The sequence below is a fragment of the Phenylobacterium sp. genome (genome assembly GCF_036563385.1).
Taxonomy (GTDB): Bacteria; Pseudomonadota; Alphaproteobacteria; order Caulobacterales; family Caulobacteraceae; genus Phenylobacterium.
The window spans coordinates 286,842-306,619 of record NZ_DATCML010000015.1 but is presented as its reverse complement, the minus strand read 5'-3'; the positions used below and the strand labels follow the sequence as shown (position 1 = coordinate 306,619).

Here is a 19,778-nt window from a genome sequence, read left to right as displayed (position 1 = left end):
CCCTCGCACTCTCCGTAACCTTAGCCGCATCTTAACTGGCGGCCTTCACCTTGCTCCCCCTGTAACAGGCCCAGGTGGGGTGAGCCATGGCGGGTATGGGCGACCAGCCGATCGTCATCAAAAAGGTCAAGAAGGGGGGCGGACACGGCCACCACGGCGGCGCGTGGAAGGTCGCCTACGCCGACTTCGTGACCGCCATGATGGCCTTCTTCCTGCTGATGTGGCTGATCAACACCACCAGCCCCGAGCAGAAGCGCGGCATCGCCGACTACTTCGCGCCGGCCAGCGTGTCGGAGACCACCTCCGGCTCCGGCGGCATCCTGGGCGGCACGGCGCTGGGCGACGACGGCGCCAAGAGCGAAGGCTCCATGCCGATCATCGAGGCGCTGTCGCCCGAGAGCCCGAACCCCGACAACGGCAAGACCAGCGACGAGGGCTCCCCCGCCTCCGCCGACGAACTGACCACGGACGCCCTCCGCGACGCCCTGCAGAAGCGCGAGGAAGCCGCCTTCCAGTCGGCCGCCATGTCGCTGCGCCAGGCGCTCCAGGACATGCCCGAGCTCACGGAGCTGTCGAAGAACATCATCATCGACCAGACCCCCGAGGGCCTGCGCATCCAGCTGGTCGACCAGGAGGGGCGCTCGATGTTCAACCAGGGCTCCGCCCAGCTGAACGGCCGGGCGCAGCTGCTGCTGCGGGCCGTGTCGAAGGTGGTCAACCAGCTGCCCAACCGGGTGAACATCTACGGCCACACCAGCGCCAACGCCAACGGCGCCAAGGCGGAGGGGGACTGGAGCCTGTCGGCGGCCCGCGCGGACTCCGCCCGCCGGATCCTGCAGGGCTCAGGCGTCGATCCCGATCGCATCTACCAGGTGGCCGGGCGGGCCACGTCCGAGCCGCTCTACCCAGACGATCCCACGCTGCCCGGCAACCGTCGCATCGCCATCGTGTTGTTGCGTGAGGCGCCGGTCCTGCCGCCGGACCGCGGCCTTTAGCGCAGGCGCCTTGCGCTGGAGGCCCGCATGACGCCTAAATGGTTTCAGGCGCAGAGTTTTGGGGCAAGCGCAGGTCCGTGACGCAGCATTTCCCGACCCGACAGCTCAGGTTCTTCCTGACCGCGCCATCGCCCTGCCCCTATCTGCCCGAGCGGTTCGAACGGAAGGTGTTCGCCCACCTGCCCCTGTCGGACGGCGCCTCGGTCAACGACAGCCTGACCCAGGTGGGCTTCCGGCGCAGCCAGAACATCGCCTACCGCCCGGCTTGCGAGGCCTGCGCGGCGTGCGTCTCGGCGCGCATCCCGGCCGGCGACTACGTCTTCTCCCGCTCGGAGCGGAAGACGCTGTCGCGCAACGACGATCTCGAGCGCCACCTAGTGGAGGCCGAGGCCACGATGGAGCAGTTCGACCTGCTTCGCCGCTACCTCACCGCCCGCCACGCCGACGGCGGCATGGCCGAGATGACCTGGCCTGACTACGTGGCCATGGTCGAGGACACCGCTGTCCGCACCCACATCATCGAATACCGCACCCGCTCCCGGGATGGCGGCCCCGGCGACCTGATCGCCTGTGCGCTCGTGGACCTCATGAGCGACGGCCTGTCGCTGGTCTACAGCTTCTACGATCCCACCATGGCGCGCCGCAGCCTGGGCTCGTTCATGATCCTGGACCACGTGATCCAGGCCGGCCTGACCAGCCTGCCCTACGTCTACCTGGGCTACTGGGTGAGGGGTTCGGAGAAGATGGACTACAAGGTCCGCTTCACGCCCATCGAGCTGCTGAAGCCCGAGGGCTGGACGCTGCTGGCGGCGCGGGACATCAAGAGCGCCGGCAAGGCGGCCTGAGGCGCGCCTGTGTGACACGGGGATCGTTTCCCGGCCCCGCTGGCGGCCGCTCGCCGCCGCCGCTAGAACGCCGGCCGTGATCTCCGCAGCAGGACATGCGCATGGCGCGACAGCTCCGGCTGAGCCTTAGCGGCCCCACCTCCTACGCCCGTGACGCCTTCGTCCACGGGGACTCCAACCGTGAGGCCCGGCGCGCGGTGGAGGGTTGGCCGGCGTGGCACGGCGGCTGCCTCGTGCTGGCTGGGCCCGAAGGAGTCGGCAAGACCCACCTCGCGCGCGCCTGGGCCGACACGGCGGGCGCCGTCGTCCTCGACCGCTCGGCCCCGGAGGTGGACGCCGCCCGCGGCCGGCCCGTGCTGCTGGAGGACGTGGACCGGGGCGTGCCGGACGAGGCCCTGTTCCACCTGATCAACCTGGCGGCCCAGCCCGGCGGCGGCTTGCTGATGACGGCGCGCACGGCGCCCGCCGCCTGGCCCGCCGCCCTGCCCGACCTGCGCTCGCGCCTCAACGCCCTGCCCGTCGCCGAGATCGAGCCTCCCTGTGACCGGGTGCTGGAGGGGGTGCTGGAGAAATTCTTCCGGGAGAGGAGTATCCGCCCCCCCAAGGAGGTCTACGCCTATCTGCTCCGGCGCATGGAGCGGTCGATCCCGGGCGCGCGAGAGATCGTCCGCAGGCTCGACGAGGGCATCGACGGCGAACTTCGGCCGATCTCACGGGTTCTCGCCCGGGAGATCCTGGACGGCGATAATCAGAATTTAGACCTTTTCGAGTGATGACTTGCGGGTGTCACAGGCGAGGTCCAGATACGCTTGACCGCCTGGGACTGTCCGGAGCCGTCACGAGATGAGCCTTGCCGCGCCGATCGCCTCGAACCCCGCGACCGAGGCCGTGCGCGACCGTCTGGACTGGAACGAGGAGCTGGCCAGCTCGCCCGCCCGCTTCTTCAACCGTGAGCTCTCCTGGCTGGCGTTCAACCGCCGGGTGCTCGCCGAGAGCCAGAACCCGCGTCATCCGCTGCTGGAGCAGCTGAGATTCCTGGCCATCAGCGCCAGCAACCTCGACGAATTCTACATGGTCCGGGTGGCGGGCCTTAAGGCGCAGGTCCGCGAGGCCGTGCGAGTGGTCAGCCAGGACGGCCTGACCCCGGCCGAGCAGCTGGAACGCATCAACGCCGAGGCCGCCGACCTGATGGCTGACCAGCAGACCCGGTGGGCCGAGCTGCGCGACGGCCTGGCTCGGGAAGGCCTGCAGGTGGCGGTGATGGGCGACGTCACCGAGCCCGAGAAGGCGGCGCTGGAAGAGGCCTTCCTGGGTCAGCTGTTCCCGGTGCTGACGCCGATGGCCATCGATCCGGCCCACCCCTTCCCCTTCATCCCGAACCTGGCGTTCTCGCTGGTGCTGAAGCTGAAGCGGCTGTCCGACGGGCGGCTGCTCTACGCCCTGGTGCCGATCCCGGCCCAGGTGGCCAGGTTCTGGGAGATCTCGTCGCGCGGCCGCGGCCGCAAGGTGGAGCGGCGGGTGATTGCGCTGGAGAGCCTGGTCGCCCTCTTCCTCGACCACCTGTTCCCGGGCTGCGAGACCCTCGGCATGGGCGTGTTCCGGCTGATCCGCGACAGCGACGTGGAGATCGAGGAAGAAGCCGAGGACCTGGTCCGCGAGTTCGAGGCGGCGCTGAAGCAGCGGCGCATGGGCTCGGTGGTCCGCGTCGAGGTCGAGGCCGCCATGCCCGAAGAGCTGCGCGGCTTCATCTGCGAGAACCTGCACGCCCAGTCGGACGACATCGTGCTCATCGACGGGCTGCTGGGGCTGAACGAGCTGTCCCAGCTGATCCCCCGGGACCGCCCCGACCTGAAGTTCAAGCCGTTCGAGCCGCGCTTCCCCGAGCGCATCCGCGACCACGGCGGCGACTGCTTTGCGGCGATCCGCGAGAAGGACATCCTGGTCCACCACCCGTTCGAGAGCTTCGACGTGGTGGTCCAGTTCCTGCGGCAGGCGGCGCGGGACCCGAACGTGCTGGCGATCAAGCAGACCCTCTACCGGACCTCGTCCGACAGCCCGGTCGTCGCCGCCCTGATTGACGCCGCCGAAAACGGCAAGAACGTCACCGCTCTGGTGGAGATCAAGGCCCGGTTCGACGAGGCCGCGAACCTGAAGTGGGCGCGTGACCTGGAGCGCGCCGGGGTCCACGTCGTCTTTGGCTTCGTGGAATACAAGACCCACGCCAAGCTCTCGATGGTCGTGCGCAAGGAGGGCGACGGCCTGCGCACCTACTGCCACTTCGGGACCGGCAACTACCACCCGATCACCGCGCGCAGCTACACCGACCTGTCGCTGTTCACCACTGACCCGGCCCTGGGTCGCGACTCCGCCCGGCTGTTCAACTATGTCACCGGCTACGCCCGGCCCGAGCGGCTGGAGAAGCTGTCGTTCTCGCCGGTCACCATGAAGCGCGACCTGCTGGCCCTGATCGGCGCCGAGGTGGAGAACGCCCGCACCGGAAAGCCCGCCGCCATCTGGGCCAAGTTGAACTCCCTGGTGGACGCCCAGGTGATCGACGCCCTCTACGACGCGAGCCAGGCGGGCGTGGCCATCGACCTGGTGGTGCGCGGCATCTGCTGCCTTCGCCCTGGCGTGCCGGGGCTCTCGGAGAACATCCGGGTGAAGTCGATCGTCGGCCGCTTCCTGGAGCACTCCCGCATCGTGGCCTTCGCCAACGGGGCGCCCATGCCCTCGTCGGAAGCCCGCGTGTTCATCTCCTCGGCGGACTGGATGCCGAGAAATCTCGACCGCCGCGTCGAATGCCTGACGCCCATCGAGAACCCGACCGTCCACCAGCAGGTTCTCCAGCAGATCATGCTGGCGAACCTGAAGGACGAAGCGCAGAGCTGGACCTTGGATGCGGACGGCCGCTATAGGCGGGACCCGTCCTGGGACCACCCGAGCGCCTTTTCCGCGCACGAGTACTTCATGACCAACCCCAGCCTGTCCGGACGAGGCCAGAAGGTGAAGGACATGCCGCGCGCGATCGACCATGTGGCTTCGCGAGGATAGGCCCGAGCCGCGCCAGGCCGCGGTCATCGACCTGGGTTCCAACTCCGTCCGCCTCGTCGTTTACCGCATCGACGGCCGTGCGCTGTGGACGGTGTTCAACGAGAAGGCCCTGGCGGGCCTCGGCCGCGACCTGCCGGCCACCGGACGCCTCTCGCCGGATGGCGTTCGCACCGCCATGACCGCGCTTCGCCGCTTCCGAGTCCTGCTGGAAGGCTGGCCCGCGCAGGACATCACCGTGGCCGCCACCGCCGCCGTGCGCGAGGCGGCCGACGGGGCTGACTTCATCCGCCAGGTCAAGGCCGAGACCGGCTTTGACGTGCGCGTGCTCTCCGGCGAGGAGGAGGCCCACTACGCCGCCCTCGGGGTGCTGGCTGGCCATCCCGGCGCCAAGGGCGTGGTCGGCGACCTCGGCGGGTCGAGCCTGGAACTGGTGCGGCTGAAGGACGGCGGCGCGCAGGAGGGCGTGACCCTGCCGCTCGGCCCGTTCGCGCTCGGCGCGCCGCGGCCGCTGGACATCGATCGCACCTGGCGGGCCATCGGCAAGGCGCTGTCCCCCGTCGCCGGCCGCTTCGCCTCGAAAGAGTTCCACGCGGTCGGCGGGGCCTGGCGGAACATCGCGCTCCTGCACATGCAGCTCGCCGACTACCCGCTGCACGTCGCCCACCAGTACGAGATGAGCGCGTCCGACGCGGTCCAGCTCGCTCGCTTCGTCGAGCGGCAGTCGAAATCCTCGCTGGAGCGTATCGAGGGCGTCTCCAAGAAGCGCTTCGACACCCTGCCCTATTCCGCGCTCGTGCTGGACGCCCTCATCGAGCTGCTGGGCATCGAGCGCCTGGTGATCTCGGCCTATGGCGTGCGCGAAGGCCTGCTGCTCGACGCCATGCCGCCCGAGGTCCGCCGGCAGGACCCGCTGATCGCCGGCTGCGAGGCGCTCACCGCCGTCCGCGGCCTCTCGCCCGACCTGGGCGGGGCGCTGGAGGCCTGGCTGTCGCCGGTCTTCGAGCAGCTTTCGCCCTCGTTCGGCGACCGCGACCGTGTCCTGCTCGCCGCCGCCTGCCGGCTCGCCGACCTGGGGGCCCGGCTCCACCCCGACCACCGGGCCGACATCGCCTTCGAGCAGGTGCTGCGCGCGCCGATCGCCGGCATGACCCACCCCGAGCGCGCCTTCCTGGCCTGCGTGGCCTTCTCGCGCCACACCACCGCCACGACCACGCCCGAGCAGGGCGTCGTCGCCAAGCTGCTGACCGGCGAGCGGCAGAAGCGGGCCCGCGCGCTGGGCGCCGCGATCCGCCTGGGCTGCGACATCTCCGGGCGAAACGCCGGCCTGCTGGAGAAGTCCGCCCTGGTCTGCAAGGGCGACCGCCTGCGGCTGGCCGCGGCGCCCGGCTACGAGGACCTGCTGCTCGGCGAACAGACCCCCAAGCGCGCCCAGGCCCTGGCCCAGGCGTTGAAGCTCAAGCTCGAGCTGGGCTGAGCCCCATAGCAAGAGGGCGGCGCCCGGGTCGCCCCGAACACCGCCCGCTCAAACCAGATCCGTTGGGGGATCCAGGCCTTCAAGGTGGAGGGGGAGATCCCCTGGCGCCGGTCGCCCGCCGCCTGGTTGCCCGCCTCCGACACCCCGGGTCCGTTGAGATCGAGGTCGCCCTCTCCCTCGCCGCCTCCGGAGCCTACTGCCCGCTTCGGGTCCGGTGTCCCGGTCCGCCGCGCCGCAGTTCCTCTCGGCAAGGAGAGGTTCGCCCGATCCCGGCCGGCCGGCAAGCGACCGGCGTTCTCCCGATGTGGGAAACCCCGGCCGGACCTGTGCAGCGGCGGTGGACAACCCTGTGCAGCGGCCGAAAAGCCTCGCGGCGTCAGAGGCTTGCCTTATCCACAGTAAGCTTGGCGGCTCAGCCGGCGGCGGCCGCCTTGGGCGCACGCCGGACCTCGACCACCCGCACCCGGGTTCCGTCCAGCACCAGGGCCAGTTCGCCCCGCTTCAGCTTGAGCGCGTCCTCGCCGAACGCCTCGCGCCGCCAGCCCTTGAGGGCCGGCGTCGGCGCCTCGTCGTCGTTGGCGATCTGCTCCAGGTCGGCCACCGTCGCGATCAGCTTGGAGGCGACGCCGGCCTCCTCCGCCCGCGCCTTCAGCAGCACCTTCAGCAGCTCCACCACCGCGCCCGCGGCCGGCGACGGCGGCGTCTTGCTGCGCTCGATCACCGGCGCATAGGCCTCCGGGTCCTTCAGCGCCTCGCGCACCGCGCCCAGCAGGTCCGGCCCGAACCGGGAGCCGGAGAAGCCCTTGGGCACCGAGCGCAGCCGGTCGAGGGCGTCGGCGTCCGTGGGGGCCTGGGTGGCGATCTCGTCGATCGCCTCGTCCTTCAGGATCCGGCCGCGCGGCTGGTCGCGCAGCTGCGCCGTGCGCTCGCGCCAGGCGGCCACCGCCCGATAGACCGCCAGGTACTTGGCCGTATGCCGGCGCGGGCGCAGCCGCTTCCAGGCGTTGTCCGGCTCCACGTCGTAGTTGGCCGGGTCGGTCAGGCCCGACATCTCGTCGGTGACCCAGCCCAGCCGGCCCTCCTTCTCCAGCCGCTGGCGCAGCAGGGGGTAGAGGTCGGCCAGGTGGGTGACGTCGGCCAGGGCGTAGGTCAGCTGGTTGTCCGACAGCGGCCGGCGCGCCCAGTCGGTGAACCTGGAGCTCTTGTCGAGCTCGATCTTCAGCATCTGGCGGACAAGCGCGTCATAGGCGATCTGCTCGCCGAACCCGGCGGCCATCCCGGCCACCTGGGTGTCGAAAAGCGGCCGCGGCATGGCCTTCAGGTTGTTGAAGATCTCAACGTCCTGGCGCGCGGCGTGGAACACCTTCAGGATCGTCTCGTCGCGGAGGATCTCGAGGAAGGGCTCCAGGTCCATGCCGTCGGCCAGCGGGTCGATCACCGCGTGCGCGTTCGGCGCCGCGGCCTGGATCAGGCACAGCTTGGGCCAATAGGTCGTCTCGCGCATGAACTCGGTGTCCACGGCGACGAAGGGCTGGCCTTTGAGCTTGTCGCAAAACACCGCGAGTTCCGCGGTGGTCGTAATCGGCGTCATCGATTAGCTATAGCCCCGCGCGCGGCCGAGTCTGCAAGTCCGCGATACCGGCTCGTGCAAGTTTCTCAAGGGCTTTCCGTCATGTCAGAGCGGCCGAACGGTCTCACCTATGCGCAAGCCGGCGTCGACATCGACGCGGGCAACCAGCTGGTGGAACGCATCAAGCCGCTGGCCAGGTCCACCCGCCGCCCGGGCGCGGAGGCCTCGCTGGGCGGCTTCGGCGCGCTGTTTGACCTCAAGGCCGCCGGCTACGACGACCCGCTGCTGGTCACCACCACCGACGGCGTCGGCACCAAGCTCAAGGTGGCCATCGAGACCGGGATCCACGACACCGTGGGCGTCGACCTCGTGGGCATGTGCGTCAACGACCTGCTGGCGCAGGGCGCAGAGCCCCTGATGTTCCTGGACTACTTCGCCACCGGCAAGCTGGACGTCGAGGCCGCCGCCACCGTGGTCGAGGGGATCGCCGAGGGCTGCCGCCAAGCCGGCTGCGCCCTTGTGGGCGGCGAGACGGCCGAGATGCCGGGGATGTACGCCGCCGGCGACTACGACATGGCGGGCTTCTGCGTCGGCGCGGTCGACCGCGACAAGGTGCTGCCGAAGTTCGACGCGCAGAAGCCGGGCGACATCCTGATCGGCCTCGCCTCCACCGGCCCACACTCGAACGGATATTCGCTGGTCCGTCGGATCGTCGAGCGCTCGGGCCTGGCCTGGGACGCGCCGGCCCCCTTCGCCGACGGCCAGAGCCTCGCCCAGGCCCTGCTCGCCCCCACCCGGATCTATGTGAAGACCGTCCTGCCGCACTTGAAGGCCGGCCGGCTGTCCGGCCTCGCCCACATCACCGGCGGCGGCCTGGTCGAGAACCCGCCGCGCGCCATCCGCCCGGGCCTCATCCCCCGCTTCGACTGGAACGCCTGGGCGCCCCCGCCGGTCTTCCAGTGGCTGCAGGAGGTGGGCGGCGTCGCCGAGCACGAGATGCGCCGCACCTTCAACTGCGGCGTGGGCCTGATGCTGATCGTCGACCCGCACGACCTGCCCGACGTCCTGGAGGGCCTGGTCCGCGACGGCGAGGAGGCCTTCGTGATTGGCGAACTCGCCGGGGCCTGACGCGGCGGAAACAGGCGTCGCGCGTTGAGGTTGCAGACCTCCGTCGCGCGAAGGACCGTCATGAAAGCCGCCCTCGCCCTGCCCCTGCTCCTCGCGCTGGCCGCCTGCGCCACCCCGGCCCGGCAGTCCGGCTTCCTCACCACCTACAGTGGTCTGGCGCCGCGTGAAGGCACGCTGCGCGCCGCTATCCTGGAGAAGAAGGCGGGGCCAGAAGCGGCGACCATCCGCACCGTGCGCCTGCTGCCCAGCGAAGTCCGGGCCGCCACCGACTGGCTGAGCGATGGCGAGCGGCGCCTGCTGCAGCGCGAGGTGGACGCCCAGCTCTGCTTCGAGGTCTCCGAGCGCTACGCCATCGCCACGACCGAGCCCGCCGATGCCGAGGTCCGCGCCGCGATCACCCGGGTCGGCCGCACCGGCCGCGCCGGGTCGGTGGCCTCGGCCGCCGCCTCCTTCTTCATCCCCGGCCCGATCGGCCTGCGCGCGCCGGGGACCACCGGCGGGCTCACCGCCGAGGCCGAGATGGTGGCGAGCGACGGCCGCCAGTTCGCCGCCCTCGTCTGGAGTCGCGACGCGACGCCCATTGGCACCGACAACCCGTCGCTCAGCCGGGTCGGCGACGCCCTGCAGTTCGCCGAGCCCTTCGCCGACGCCGCCGCCGCGGCCATGACCCCGCCTGACGTGAAGCCGCCGGGTCCGGCCAAGCCCGACCCCTGCGCCGAATACGGCCCGCGGATCCGCCCTGAAGGCTGGCTCGCCAGGTTCGCCACCGGCCTCTACGTGCCCGAGATGAGCGGCGCCCGGCCGGAGACCCAGCCGTGAAGGATTACCACGGCGCCCTCTCGCGCGGCTGCTCAAGCTCGGCGTGATCGCCGTCGCTGTCTTGGCGATCGGATCGCCGATCCTGCAGGCGCAGCAGGACCTTGGGCTTTCCCCCGCCGAATTCGCCGACGGTGGCGACGAGACGCTGCGAGCGGCGGGTTACGCCTTCTCGATCTGGGGCCTCATCTATGCCGGTCTCCTGGCCTTCGCCGTCTACCAAGCCCTGCCTGGGCGCGCGTCTAGGGCGCTAGACGCCGCCTATGTTCCAGCCATCGGCGCCATGGGCCTGATCGGGGCCTGGATCTGGTGGAGCGCGACCGACCGCGGCTGGCTCAGCGTCGCCACCATCCTGCTGGCGACGATTTCAGCTATGTCTGCGGCTCGACGGGCGAGCGCGACCGCCGATTCTCGGACAGACCGGCTTCTCATCGCCTGGCCGTTCGCCGCACTCGCAGGCTGGCTGACGGTCGCCTCCGTCATTAATCTGCTGACCGTGCTGACCAAGAACGATCTCATCGCGCGGTCGGCCGCGACGCCGGCGGCGCTCGTCGGCCTGGTTTTCGCGGCGGGTGTTGCGCTCGGCTACCTGCGCTGGACACGCCTGTGGCTCTACGGCCTGCCGGTGGCTTGGGGGCTGGTGGCCGTGTTCGTCGCCGAGCGCGCCGACGCCCCGATCCCCGCCTGGACCGCCTTTGTCCTGGCTCTGGTGGTGCTCGCCGCCGCCTGGGTCTGGCGCAGGCCTACCGCAACGCGGCGTTGATCCGCTCCAGCGCCCCCTGGCCCGGGACCAGGTCGGCCGTCCCAAGCTCGTTCAGCGGCGTGTCCACGGTCTGCAGCCCGTCATGCAGATCTGAGGCGTCCGGGTCCACATAGAGCAGGCCGGTCACGATCTGCCCCCGCGCCTGCCGGGCCTGCAGGTAGCCCAGCGCCTGGGCGCGGTTGTTCGGGTTGTAGAGCTCGGCCAGCTTGTGGAGGCTGAGGATCGAGCCGTCGTGCTGCTGCACGCGGACGCTCTCGCCCGGCGCATAGTCCACCTGGATCGGCGCCCGGGGGCTGATCACGTCCAGCCGGTTCACCGCCTCGTTGTGCTCGCGCACATAGTCGAAACTCTTGGTCGAGCCGGGGTGGTTGTTGAACTGCACGCACGGGCTGATGCAGTCGATGAAGGCCGGCCCCTTGTGCGTCAGCCCCGCCTTGATCAGGGGCACCAGCTGCGCCTTGTCGCCGGAGAACGACCGGGCCACGTAGGTCGCGCCCAGTTGGAGGGCGATGGACACCAGGTCGATCCCGGCGTCGTGGTTCACCACCCCGCGCTTGGACTTCGAGCCCTTGTCGGAGGTCGCCGAGAACTGGCCCTTGGTGAGGCCGTACACCCCGTTGTTCTCGACGATGTAGAGCATGTTCACGCCGCGCCGCACCGCGTGCGCGAACTGCCCCAGCCCGATGGAGGCGGTATCCCCGTCGCCCGAGACGCCCAGGTAGACCAGATCCTTGTTCGCCAGGTTCGCCCCGGTCAGCACCGAGGGCATCCGCCCGTGCACGGTGTTGAAGCCGTGCGAGTTGCCCAGGAAGTAGTCCGGCGTCTTCGACGAGCAGCCGATCCCCGACAGCTTGGCGATCCGGTGCGGCGGGATCTCCAGCTCGTAGACCGCCTGGATGATCGCCGCCGAGATGCTGTCGTGGCCGCAGCCGGCGCACAGGGTCGAGACCGAGCCCTCGTAGTCGCGCCGGGTGTAGCCCAGGGCGTTCTTGGCGAGCAGCGGGTGGTGCAGCTGGGGCTTGGTGATCCAGGTCATTCCGCGGCCTCGGTGATGGAGCCCATGGCCATCAGCTGGCCGATCTCGCCGGCGATGAAGCGCGCGGTGATGGGGGTGCCGTCGTAGTGCAGCACCGGGACCAGCTTCGCGGGATCCGCCCCCAGCTCCGTGGTCAGCAGGGTGCGAAGCTGCGCGTCGCGGTTCTGCTCGACCACGAACACCCGCTCGTGACTGGCGATGAAGTCCTCCACCGCCTGTGGGAACGGGAAGGCGCGTAGCCTCAGCGCGTCCAGCCGCTTCCCCTGCCCCTCCAGGGCCTCCAGGGCCTCGTGCATGGCCGGGGTGGTGGAGCCGAAGTAGATCACCCCGTCCGGCGTCTTCCGCTTGGCCGGCGTGAGGATCGGCTGCGGAACCAGCGCCTTGGCCGTCTCGAACTTGCGCAGCAGGCGCTGCATGTTGTCGACGTAGACCGCGCCTTCCTCGGAATAGCGCGCATAGGGGTTGCGCGAGGTGCCGCGGGTGAAATACGCGCCCCGTGTCGGGTGGACGCCCGGATAGGTGCGGTACGGGATGCCGTCGCCGTCCACCTCCTTGTAGCGGCCGAAGTCCGCCCCGGCGTCCAGCGCCTCGAAGCTCATCACCTTGCCCCGGTCGAGCTGGCGCGTGTCGTCCCAGGCGAAGGGCCTGGTCAGCCACTCGTTCATGCCGATGTCGAGGTCGAGCATCACGAAGACGGTGGTCTGCAGCCGGTCCGCGAGGTCGAAGGCCTGGGCGCCCATCTCGAAGCACTCGCCGGGATCGGCCGGCAGCAGCAGCGGATGCTTGGTGTCCCCGTGGCTGGCGTAGGCCGCGGCCAGCAGGTCGGCCTGCTGGGTGCGCGTCGGCATCCCCGTGGAGGGTCCGCCCCGCTGCACGTCGAAGATCACCGCCGGGATCTCGGCGAAATAGGACAGGCCGATGAACTCGGTCATCAGCGAGATGCCCGGCCCGGAGGTCGCCGTGAAGGCGCGGCAGCCGTTCCAGCCGGCGCCCACCACCATCCCAATCGAGGCGATCTCGTCCTCGGCCTGCACGATCGCAAAGCGCGCCTTGCCGGTCTCCGGATCGGTCCGCAGGTCCTGGCAGTAGCCGCTGAAGGCCTCCGCCAGCGAGGTGGACGGCGTGATCGGGTACCAGGCGCAGACCGTCGCGCCGCCATAGACCGCCCCCAGGGCCGCCGCGGCGTTGCCCTCCACATAGATCCGGTCGCCCACCGCGTCGGCCGGCGCCACCCGCAGGCTCAGCGGCTCAAGCTCCTGCCTTGCGTAGTCGTAGCCCATGGCCAGCGCGGCCACGTTGGCGTCGATCAGCTTCTGGCGGCCGGCGAAGTCCTCCGCCAGCAACGCCTCGATGACCCGCGGGTCGATCCCCAGCAGGGCGCCCAGCGCCCCCACATAGACGATGTTCTTGAACAGCTGGCGCTCGCGCGGGACCTGATAGGCCCGATTGCACATGGCGGTCAGCGGCACGCCGATCACCGTCACGTCGTCGCGGAATCTCTCCGGCGGCAGGGGCTTGGTGCTGTCGTAGAAGAGGTAGCCACCGGGCTCGATCTCGGCCACGTCGCGGTCCCAGGTCTGCGGGTTCATGGCCACCATCAGGTCGACCCCGCCGCGGCGCCCGAGCCAGCCGGCCTCGGTGATCCGCACCTCGTACCAGGTGGGCAGGCCCTGGATGTTTGACGGGAAGATGTTGCGCGCCGCCACGGGCACGCCCATCCGGATGATCGAGCGGGCGAAGAGGCCGTTGGCGCTGGCTGAGCCCGATCCGTTGACGTTGGCGAACTTGACCACGAAGTCGTTCACGCGGGGCCCAGGCCCGTTCACTACCGGCTCGGGCATGCGTGCTCCGCCTGGGTGGTTTCGAGGAAGAACTTCTGCATGTCCCAGGCGCCGGTGGGACAGCGCTCGGCGCACAGCCCGCAGTGCAGGCAGACGTCCTCGTCCTTGACCATCACGCGGCCCGTCGGCAGGGCGCCGGACACATAGAGGTCCTGCGTCAGGTTCGGCGCGGGCGCCTTCAGCCGGGTGCGCAGCTCGCCCTCCTGCCCGCCCTCGGTGAAGGTGATGCAGTCCACGGGGCAGATGTCCGCGCAGGCGTCGCATTCGATGCACAGCGGGTCGGCGAAGACCGTCTGCACGTCACAGTTCAGGCACCGCTGCGCCTCGCGGAGGCCAAGCTCCCGGTCGAAGCCCAGCTCCACCTCCAGGCGCACGTCGCGCAGGGCCTCCGCTTTCGGGCGCAGCGGCACGCGGTAGCGGCGATCGTTGGAGACGTCGTTGTCGTAGCTCCACTCGTGGATGCCCATCTTCTGGCTGGTCAGACTCGCGGCCGGCCGTGGGCGCAGCTGCACGTCGTGGCCCTCGCAGAAGCGGTGGATCGAGACCGCCGCCTCGTGCCCATGCGCCACCGCCCAGATGATGTTCTTCGGTCCGAAGGCGGCGTCGCCGCCGAAGAAGACGTCGGGCCGGGTGGACTGGAAGGTGATCGGGTTCACCTTCGGCATGCCCCACTCGTCGAACTCGAGGCCGATGTCGCGCTCGATCCAGGGGAAGGCGTTCTCCTGGCCGACCGCCACCAGGACGTCGTCGCACTCGTGGTGCTCGTCGGGCGCGCCGGCCGGGACCAGGCGGCGGCGGCCGGCCTCGTCATAGACCGCCTCCACCACCTCGAAGAGCACGCCGGTGAGGCGGCCGCCTTCGTGGGTGAAGGCCTTGGGGACGCGGTAGTTGAGGATCGGGATGTCCTCGTGAAGCGCGTCCTCCTTCTCCCAGGGGGACGCCTTCATCTCCTCGAACCCGGAGCGGACGATGACCTTCACGTCCTCGCCGCCCAGGCGGCGAGAGGTGCGGCAGCAGTCCATGGCGGTGTTGCCGCCGCCCAGCACGATCACCCGGCGGCCGATCCGGTCGATGTGGCCGAACGAGACGGACGAGAGCCAGTCGATGCCGATGTGGATGTTGGCCGCCGCCTCGGCGCGGCCCGGCAGGTCCAGGTCGCGGCCGCGCGGCGCGCCCGAGCCCACGAAGACCGCGTCGTAGCCCGCCTCCAGCAGCGCCTGCAGGCTGTCCACCCGCTGGCCTAGACGCAGCTCGACGCCGCCGAGCCTAGTGACGTAGCCCACCTCCTCGTCGATCACCTCTTCCGGCAGGCGGAAGCGGGGGATCTGCGAGCGGATCATGCCGCCGCTCTTGGTCTCCGCGTCGAAGAGGGTGAGCTGGTAGCCCAGCGGGGCCAGGTCGCGGACCACGGTCAGCGACGCGGGCCCGCAGCCCACCAGGGCGATGCGGCGACCGTTCGGCGCTGCGGCGGGCTCGGGCATCAGGTCGGCCACGTCGCCCTTGTTGTCGGCCGCCACCCGCTTCAGCCGGCAGATCGCCACCGGCTCGTCCTCCACCCGTCGGCGGCGGCAGGCGGGCTCGCACGGCCGGTCGCAGGTGCGGCCCAGGACGCCCGGGAAGACGTTGGAGCGCCAGTTCACCATGTAGGCGTCGGCGTAGCGGCCGTCGGCGATCAGGCGGATGTATTCGGGGACGGGGGTGTGGGCCGGACAGGCCCACTGGCAATCGACGACCTTGTGGAAGTACTCCGGGGTCTCGGTACGCGTGCGCTGCAAGGCGGCTTCCTTCCCGACACGCTCTACTCCCGCGGCGGCGAAGGCGAACTCTGGTTGAACCAGAGAGGGCCCGCCGTCACGACGCGGCGTCCAGGAGAAAGGTTACGTCCCGTTTTCGAGCGAAGCCAACCGGAATCTGATCGGCGTTCGCCGATTTCTGTTCGAGGTTCGGCAAGAACCTGCCAGGGCGTGGCTCACAGCCTCGTCATGCGAGCGCGGTAAGCGGCGCTAGGCGGCAGGCTGCGGTAAATGATACCTTAAGGTCGGGAACCCCTTGAGGGAGGGGTCAGGGAGATCTGCCGATGAACGCCCCCAACGACGTCATCCCCGTGCCTGCGTCCCCCGCCATTCCGCCGATCGCGCCGCCCGCGGCGGAGGACCGCGTCCCGCCGAGCCTGTTCCAGGAGATCAACGCGCGCCGCGCCCAGGTCGAGAACCCCGAACTCCTCCGCCGCCTCCGCGGCCTCTGAGGGCCCCCGCCGAGGCGCTCCTGCCTGTCATCCCGGTTTCGCGGAACGCGAAGACCGGGACCTCCAGCTCCGCATTCGCTGTCTTCACGCCACCGCCCCCGCCACACCCACCATCGCCCGCCGCGTAGAGGAGTCCCGGTCTTCGGCTGCGCCGTAACCTGAATGACAGCCGAGGCGGCAGAGCGCGTGCGCGCCCTTCGTGATCTTGGTGTCCTTGGTGGTCCCCCTCACACACAAGCGCACACACGAAAACGCCCCCGACCTCAGGCCGGGGGCGCTTCGTTGTCGGCGGGGAACTCGCCCTTAGGCGGAATAGCCTTCCGGCAGGTCGTCGTCCTTCATCAGCTCGTCCTTGGACACCGGCTTGTCGGTGACCGAGGCCTTCTCGACGATCAGGTCCACCACCTTGTCCTCGAAGATCGGGGCGCGCAGCTGGGCCTGGGCGTTGGGGTTCTGGCGGAACAGGTCGAACACCTGCTGGGCCTGCGGGCCGTAGCGCATGGCCTCGCGGCGCATGGCCTCGGCGAGCTCCTGGTCGGTCACCTGGACATTGTTGGCCCGGCCGATCTCGGCCAGCACCAGGCCCAGGCGCACGCGGCGCTCGGCGATCTTGCGGTACTCGGTCTGCAGCTGCTCGTCCGTCTTGCCGGCGTCGTCTTCCGGCAGCGAGCCCTGCTCTTTGTCCTGCTGCACCTGTTGCCAGATCGAGGCGAACTCGGCCTCCACCATCTTCGGCGGCAGCGGGAAGTCGTGCTTGGTGTCCAGTTGGTCCAGCAGGGCGCGCTTCAGCTTGAAGCGGCTGGCGCCGGCGTACTGCTGCTCGAGGTTGGTCTTGATCAGCTCGCGAAGCTTCTCGAGGTTCTCGACCCCCAGGCGCTCGGCGAACGCGTCGTCAGCCGCGGACTCGGCCGGGGCCTTCACTTCCTTCACCTTGACCTCGAAGACGGCTTCCTTACCGGCCAGGTTGGCGGCCTGGTAGTTCTCGGGGAAGGTGACCTTCACCTCCACGTCGCTGTCCGGCTTGGCGCCGACCAGCTGCTCCTCGAAGCCCGGGATGAACTGGCCCGAGCCCAGCACCAGCTCGGCGTCGGTGGCCGTGCCGCCGGCGAAGGCCTCGCCATCCAGCTTGCCGACAAAGTCGATTACGACCATGTCGCCGTCCTGCGCCTTCACCGCCTTGCCGGTGCGCGGCTCGTAGGTCTTGTTCTGCGAGGCCAGCTCGTTCACCGCCTCGGTGACTTCCTCGTCGCTCGGCTCGTACACCGGGCGCTCCAGGGTCAGGGTCGCGGGGTCCACGGGCTCGAATTCCGGCATCAGGTCGACGGCGATCTCGTAGGTCAGGTCGGCCTTGCCCTCGATGACATCGTTGATGTCGCCTTCCGGCTTCAGGTCCGGGTCGCCCGCCGGCCGCAGGTTGTTGTCGGTCAGCACCTTCTGGGTGGTTTCGGTCAGCGTCTGCTCGACCACCTCGCCCATCAGGGCCTTGCCATAGAGGCGGCGGACGTGGGCCGGCGGCACCTTGCCCGGGCGGAAGCCCTTGATGTTGAGCGTCGGCGTGATCTCGGCGATCCGCGCCTCCAGCTTCTCGGTCAGGTCCTGCACCGGCACCGTCACGCCATAGACGCGGCTCAGGCCTTCACCGGACTTCTCAACGATCTGCATCGACATTCTGGAACTTCCGGACCGCCGCGTCGTCCCACGCGTTGCGTCCGCCTTCAGTGTGAAATGGTGAGCGCCGCCGGAGGGGCTCCAGCGGCGGGGCGGCGACTTATGTCACGCGCCACGCCCGTGTCCAAGTCTTTAGGCGCGGCCGGGCTGGCGGCCGCCGGGCTTCTGCCCTATGGGGGCGGGGTCGCCCCATGCGGATGTGGCGGAACTGGTAGACGCACTGGATTTAGGTTCCAGCGCCTAGAGGCGTGGAGGTTCGAGTCCTCTCATCCGCACCAGGGGCGGCCCTCACCCTGCGGGGTGACACCGCCGCCGGCGGCGCTATGAAGGCCTCATGGGGTCCAGCGTCCTCTTCGTGCACAACAACTTCCCGGCCCAGTTCCGGGCGCTTGCCGAGGACCTCATGGGCCGCGGCGTCACTTGCGCCGCCATCGGCGCCGCCGCTTCCCCCGGCCTGCCCGGCGTGATGCAGATGCGCTACAAGCTCGGCCGCGGCAGCACGCCCAACCTCCTGCCGCTGGCGGTGCGCGCCGAGGCCGATATGCTGCGCGGCCGGGGCGCCTACCAGGCGGCCAAGGGACTGAAGGCCGAGGGCTTCACGCCTGACGTGATCATCGCCCATTCGGGGTGGGGCGAGCCGCTGTTCCTGGACGAGGTCTGGCCCGACGCCCGGCGGGTGATGTTCGCCGAGTTCTTCTACCGCGGCCGCGGCCTCGACATCGGCTTCGACACCGAGTTCTTCGAGCACACCGAGCAGTCGATCCTGCTGGGCAAGACCAAGAACGCGGTCATGGCCCTGTGCTACAGCGACGCGCACGCCATCGTGGCCCCGACCCCCTTCCAGGCCTCGACCCTGCCCGCCGCCTTCCAGCCGCTGGCCCGCGTCATCCACGAAGGCGTCGACGTCGACGCCATCCGTCCCGGGCCGCCCCAGCCCTTCGCCCTGCCCGACGGGCGGGTGATCCAGCCGGGAACGCCGGTGATCACCCACATCAACAACCAGATGGAGCCCATGCGCGGGCTGCACATCTTCGCCCGCGCACTGCCCGAGCTGCTGCGCGCGGTGCCCGAGGCGCAGGTGCTGGTGATCGGAGAGGCGCGGCAGCAGGGCTACGGCGGCACGGCGCCGGACGGCCTGACCTGGAAGGACGTCTGCTTCCGAGGGGTGGAGATCGACCCGGCCCGCGTGCACTTCCTCGGCCGCGTGCCGCATCCGGTGATGCTCGCCGCCCTGCAGATCTCCACCGCCCACGTCTATTACAGCTACCCCTTCGTGCTCTCCTGGTCGTTGTCCGAGGCCATGGCCAGCGGCTGCTACGTCATCGGCTCGGACACCGCGCCGCTGCGCGACGCCGTCGAGGACGGGGTGAGCGGCCGGCTGCTGCCGTTCTTCGACCACCAGGCGCTGTCGCAGGCGATGATCGAAGCCTGCCGCGATCCGGCCGCCAGCGCGCCGATGCGGGCGGCCGCCCGCGCCGCCGCCGTTGAGAAGTTCGACCGCAACAAGGGCCGTGCGGCCTGGCTTGACCTGCTGCGCGACCTGGGCGTGCAGCTCCCCTAGCCGCAGCGGATCTCGCGGATCAGCCCCGTGTGTGCGTCGAAGAAGAAGTTCAGCCGGTCCGCCCGGAGGTCCTCGGTCACCGGGCAGGTGGTGCAGGCCACCCGCTGCCGCTCGGGGTGAACGGGCACAGGGATCTCGGACCGCGGACGGCCGACCAGCTTCTGCAGCTCGGCGGCGCCGCAACGATCGCGCGCCGGCGTGGCGACCGGCGGCGGGGTGGTGACGGTCCGCACGGGCGGCGGCGGCGCCTCGGCCGGCGGCGCGGCGCAGGCCGCCAGGGCCAGCAGGCCGATGACCGGAAGCGTCCTCATGCCTGTCGTTCCCACCCCCTCGCCTGCTGCTTCCAGTACGACACCGGCGCCCCGGTCGCCTTGATCCGGCTCCACTGCGCCCGGGCGGCGGCGAGCTGGGCCTCGTCGCCGCCGTCGAACAGCACGACGCAGCGGGCATAGCCGGTGAGGTCGCCGGCCTCCGCCCCGTCGACCAGGAAGAGCGCATGAGCCCCGTTGGGGTTCTCCTCGCCTGTGGTCAGCAGCACAGGCTGGCGGGCGGCGTTCGGCTCCCCGGCGGCCCCGTGCGCAAGAAAGCTCTCGTCACGATAGCTCCAGAGCCAGCCGTCGAGGTGCTCGACCCTGTCAGGAAGCGGCGTGCGCACGAGCGCGCGCCAACCCCGCTGCAGCGTCTTCTCCAGCAGCTCCGGCAGGGCCTGGTCGAGCCCGGTGCGCTCCAGGTGGTAGAACCAGACCTCGCAGGGTGTGTCGGTCATGCGCCTTCATACCGCCCTT

At 70.1% G+C, this 19,778-nt stretch carries 17 protein-coding genes and 1 tRNA gene; 11 read left to right on the top strand and 7 right to left on the bottom strand.

Features of this window, described 5'->3' with window-relative positions; translation table 11 throughout:
- Positions 1–86 precede the first annotated feature (86 nt).
- From VIL67_RS16495 to VIL67_RS16475, 5 genes are all read left to right on the top strand, one after another.
- The gene (locus tag VIL67_RS16495; RefSeq protein ID WP_332050002.1) at positions 87–995 is read left to right on the top strand and encodes a flagellar motor protein MotB; all 909 of its coding nucleotides are present in this window, start codon (positions 87–89) and stop codon (positions 993–995) included.
- 77 nt (positions 996–1,072) lie between these two features.
- The gene (locus VIL67_RS16490) at positions 1,073–1,840 is read left to right on the top strand and encodes an arginyltransferase (protein WP_332050001.1); all 768 of its coding nucleotides are present in this window, start codon (positions 1,073–1,075) and stop codon (positions 1,838–1,840) included.
- A gap of 101 nt (positions 1,841–1,941) precedes the next feature.
- Positions 1,942–2,613, top strand: coding sequence for a P-loop NTPase family protein (locus tag VIL67_RS16485; RefSeq protein WP_332050000.1), 672 nt, complete (start codon positions 1,942–1,944; stop codon positions 2,611–2,613).
- Between the two features lie 70 nt (positions 2,614–2,683).
- On the top strand, positions 2,684–4,891 hold the full coding sequence (locus VIL67_RS16480) for an RNA degradosome polyphosphate kinase (protein ID WP_332049999.1): 2,208 nt from the start codon (positions 2,684–2,686) through the stop codon (positions 4,889–4,891).
- On the top strand, positions 4,872–6,365 hold the full coding sequence (locus VIL67_RS16475; protein WP_332049998.1) for a Ppx/GppA phosphatase family protein: 1,494 nt from the start codon (positions 4,872–4,874) through the stop codon (positions 6,363–6,365). Before VIL67_RS16480 ends, VIL67_RS16475 begins: the two co-directional genes overlap by 20 nt.
- 412 nt (positions 6,366–6,777) lie before the next feature.
- Here VIL67_RS16475 and rnd read toward each other — a convergent pair whose 3' ends face one another.
- Positions 6,778–7,956 (bottom strand): ribonuclease D, encoded by a 1,179-nt coding sequence (rnd, locus tag VIL67_RS16470; RefSeq protein WP_332049997.1) that lies wholly within the window; start codon positions 7,954–7,956, stop codon positions 6,778–6,780.
- A gap of 81 nt (positions 7,957–8,037) precedes the next feature.
- Between rnd and purM the strand changes: the two genes are divergently transcribed.
- The 3 genes from purM to VIL67_RS16455 are packed head-to-tail and all read left to right on the top strand — an operon-like array spanning position 8,038 to position 10,642.
- The gene (gene purM / locus VIL67_RS16465; protein ID WP_332049996.1) at positions 8,038–9,063 is read left to right on the top strand and encodes a phosphoribosylformylglycinamidine cyclo-ligase; all 1,026 of its coding nucleotides are present in this window, start codon (positions 8,038–8,040) and stop codon (positions 9,061–9,063) included.
- Between the two features lie 60 nt (positions 9,064–9,123).
- Entirely contained in the window at positions 9,124–9,882 is a 759-nt protein-coding gene (locus tag VIL67_RS16460; RefSeq protein WP_332049995.1) for a DUF3313 domain-containing protein, read from the top strand.
- Between the two features lie 43 nt (positions 9,883–9,925).
- Positions 9,926–10,642, top strand: a complete 717-nt coding sequence (locus VIL67_RS16455; protein ID WP_332049994.1) for a hypothetical protein — start codon at positions 9,926–9,928, stop codon at positions 10,640–10,642.
- Here VIL67_RS16455 and VIL67_RS16450 read toward each other — a convergent pair.
- The 3 genes from VIL67_RS16450 to VIL67_RS16440 are packed head-to-tail and all read right to left on the bottom strand — an operon-like array spanning position 10,623 to position 15,294.
- Positions 10,623–11,678: a 2-oxoacid:ferredoxin oxidoreductase subunit beta gene (locus tag VIL67_RS16450; protein WP_332049993.1), complete on the bottom strand. Its 1,056-nt coding sequence runs from the start codon at positions 11,676–11,678 to the stop codon at positions 10,623–10,625. The two genes, VIL67_RS16455 and VIL67_RS16450, sit on opposite strands and share 20 nt — an antisense overlap.
- Positions 11,675–13,519: a 2-oxoacid:acceptor oxidoreductase subunit alpha gene (locus VIL67_RS16445; protein WP_332049992.1), complete on the bottom strand. Its 1,845-nt coding sequence runs from the start codon at positions 13,517–13,519 to the stop codon at positions 11,675–11,677. The genes VIL67_RS16450 and VIL67_RS16445 overlap by 4 nt, the downstream gene beginning before the upstream one ends.
- On the bottom strand, positions 13,504–15,294 hold the full coding sequence (locus VIL67_RS16440) for an FAD-dependent oxidoreductase (RefSeq protein ID WP_332049991.1): 1,791 nt from the start codon (positions 15,292–15,294) through the stop codon (positions 13,504–13,506). The genes VIL67_RS16445 and VIL67_RS16440 overlap by 16 nt, the downstream gene beginning before the upstream one ends.
- 302 nt (positions 15,295–15,596) lie before the next feature.
- On the opposite strand from VIL67_RS16440, the gene VIL67_RS16435 reads away from it, so the two are divergent.
- Positions 15,597–15,764: a hypothetical protein gene (locus VIL67_RS16435; protein ID WP_332049990.1), complete on the top strand. Its 168-nt coding sequence runs from the start codon at positions 15,597–15,599 to the stop codon at positions 15,762–15,764.
- Positions 15,765–16,067: 303 nt separating this feature from the next.
- Here the strand turns inward: VIL67_RS16435 and tig are convergent, their stop codons facing one another.
- Positions 16,068–17,426: a trigger factor gene (gene tig / locus VIL67_RS16430; protein ID WP_332050206.1), complete on the bottom strand. Its 1,359-nt coding sequence runs from the start codon at positions 17,424–17,426 to the stop codon at positions 16,068–16,070.
- 199 nt (positions 17,427–17,625) lie between these two features.
- On the opposite strand from tig, the gene VIL67_RS16425 reads away from it, so the two are divergent.
- Both VIL67_RS16425 and VIL67_RS16420 read left to right on the top strand, forming a co-directional pair.
- Positions 17,626–17,710, top strand: a tRNA-Leu gene (locus VIL67_RS16425).
- Positions 17,711–17,766: 56 nt separating this feature from the next.
- A complete protein-coding gene (locus VIL67_RS16420; RefSeq protein WP_332049989.1) occupies positions 17,767–18,993 on the top strand; it encodes a glycosyltransferase in 1,227 nt (408 codons plus the stop codon).
- Here VIL67_RS16420 and VIL67_RS16415 read toward each other — a convergent pair.
- Positions 18,990–19,304 carry a peptidase inhibitor I78 gene (locus VIL67_RS16415; RefSeq protein WP_332049988.1) on the bottom strand — a complete coding sequence of 105 codons (315 nt, stop codon included), beginning with the start codon at positions 19,302–19,304 and terminating at the stop codon, positions 18,990–18,992. The two genes, VIL67_RS16420 and VIL67_RS16415, sit on opposite strands and share 4 nt — an antisense overlap.
- Entirely contained in the window at positions 19,301–19,759 is a 459-nt protein-coding gene (locus VIL67_RS16410; RefSeq protein WP_332049987.1) for a DNA polymerase III subunit chi, read from the bottom strand. The genes VIL67_RS16415 and VIL67_RS16410 overlap by 4 nt, the downstream gene beginning before the upstream one ends.
- Positions 19,760–19,778: the final 19 nt, after the last annotated feature.

Coding starts and splice junctions, on each gene's coding strand:
- VIL67_RS16480 (WP_332049999.1), top strand. CDS start 2,684: ATGAGCCTTGCCGCGCCGATCGCCTCGAACCCCGCGACCGAGGCCGTG.
- purM (WP_332049996.1), top strand. CDS start 8,038: ATGTCAGAGCGGCCGAACGGTCTCACCTATGCGCAAGCCGGCGTCGAC.
- VIL67_RS16485 (WP_332050000.1), top strand. CDS start 1,942: ATGGCGCGACAGCTCCGGCTGAGCCTTAGCGGCCCCACCTCCTACGCC.
- VIL67_RS16475 (WP_332049998.1), top strand. CDS start 4,872: ATGTGGCTTCGCGAGGATAGGCCCGAGCCGCGCCAGGCCGCGGTCATC.
- VIL67_RS16460 (WP_332049995.1), top strand. CDS start 9,124: ATGAAAGCCGCCCTCGCCCTGCCCCTGCTCCTCGCGCTGGCCGCCTGC.
- VIL67_RS16495 (WP_332050002.1), top strand. CDS start 87: ATGGCGGGTATGGGCGACCAGCCGATCGTCATCAAAAAGGTCAAGAAG.
- VIL67_RS16415 (WP_332049988.1), bottom strand. CDS start 19,304: ATGAGGACGCTTCCGGTCATCGGCCTGCTGGCCCTGGCGGCCTGCGCC.
- VIL67_RS16435 (WP_332049990.1), top strand. CDS start 15,597: ATGAACGCCCCCAACGACGTCATCCCCGTGCCTGCGTCCCCCGCCATT.
- tig (WP_332050206.1), bottom strand. CDS start 17,426: ATGCAGATCGTTGAGAAGTCCGGTGAAGGCCTGAGCCGCGTCTATGGC.
- VIL67_RS16420 (WP_332049989.1), top strand. CDS start 17,767: ATGGGGTCCAGCGTCCTCTTCGTGCACAACAACTTCCCGGCCCAGTTC.
- VIL67_RS16450 (WP_332049993.1), bottom strand. CDS start 11,678: ATGACCTGGATCACCAAGCCCCAGCTGCACCACCCGCTGCTCGCCAAG.
- VIL67_RS16445 (WP_332049992.1), bottom strand. CDS start 13,519: ATGCCCGAGCCGGTAGTGAACGGGCCTGGGCCCCGCGTGAACGACTTC.
- VIL67_RS16410 (WP_332049987.1), bottom strand. CDS start 19,759: ATGACCGACACACCCTGCGAGGTCTGGTTCTACCACCTGGAGCGCACC.
- rnd (WP_332049997.1), bottom strand. CDS start 7,956: ATGACGCCGATTACGACCACCGCGGAACTCGCGGTGTTTTGCGACAAG.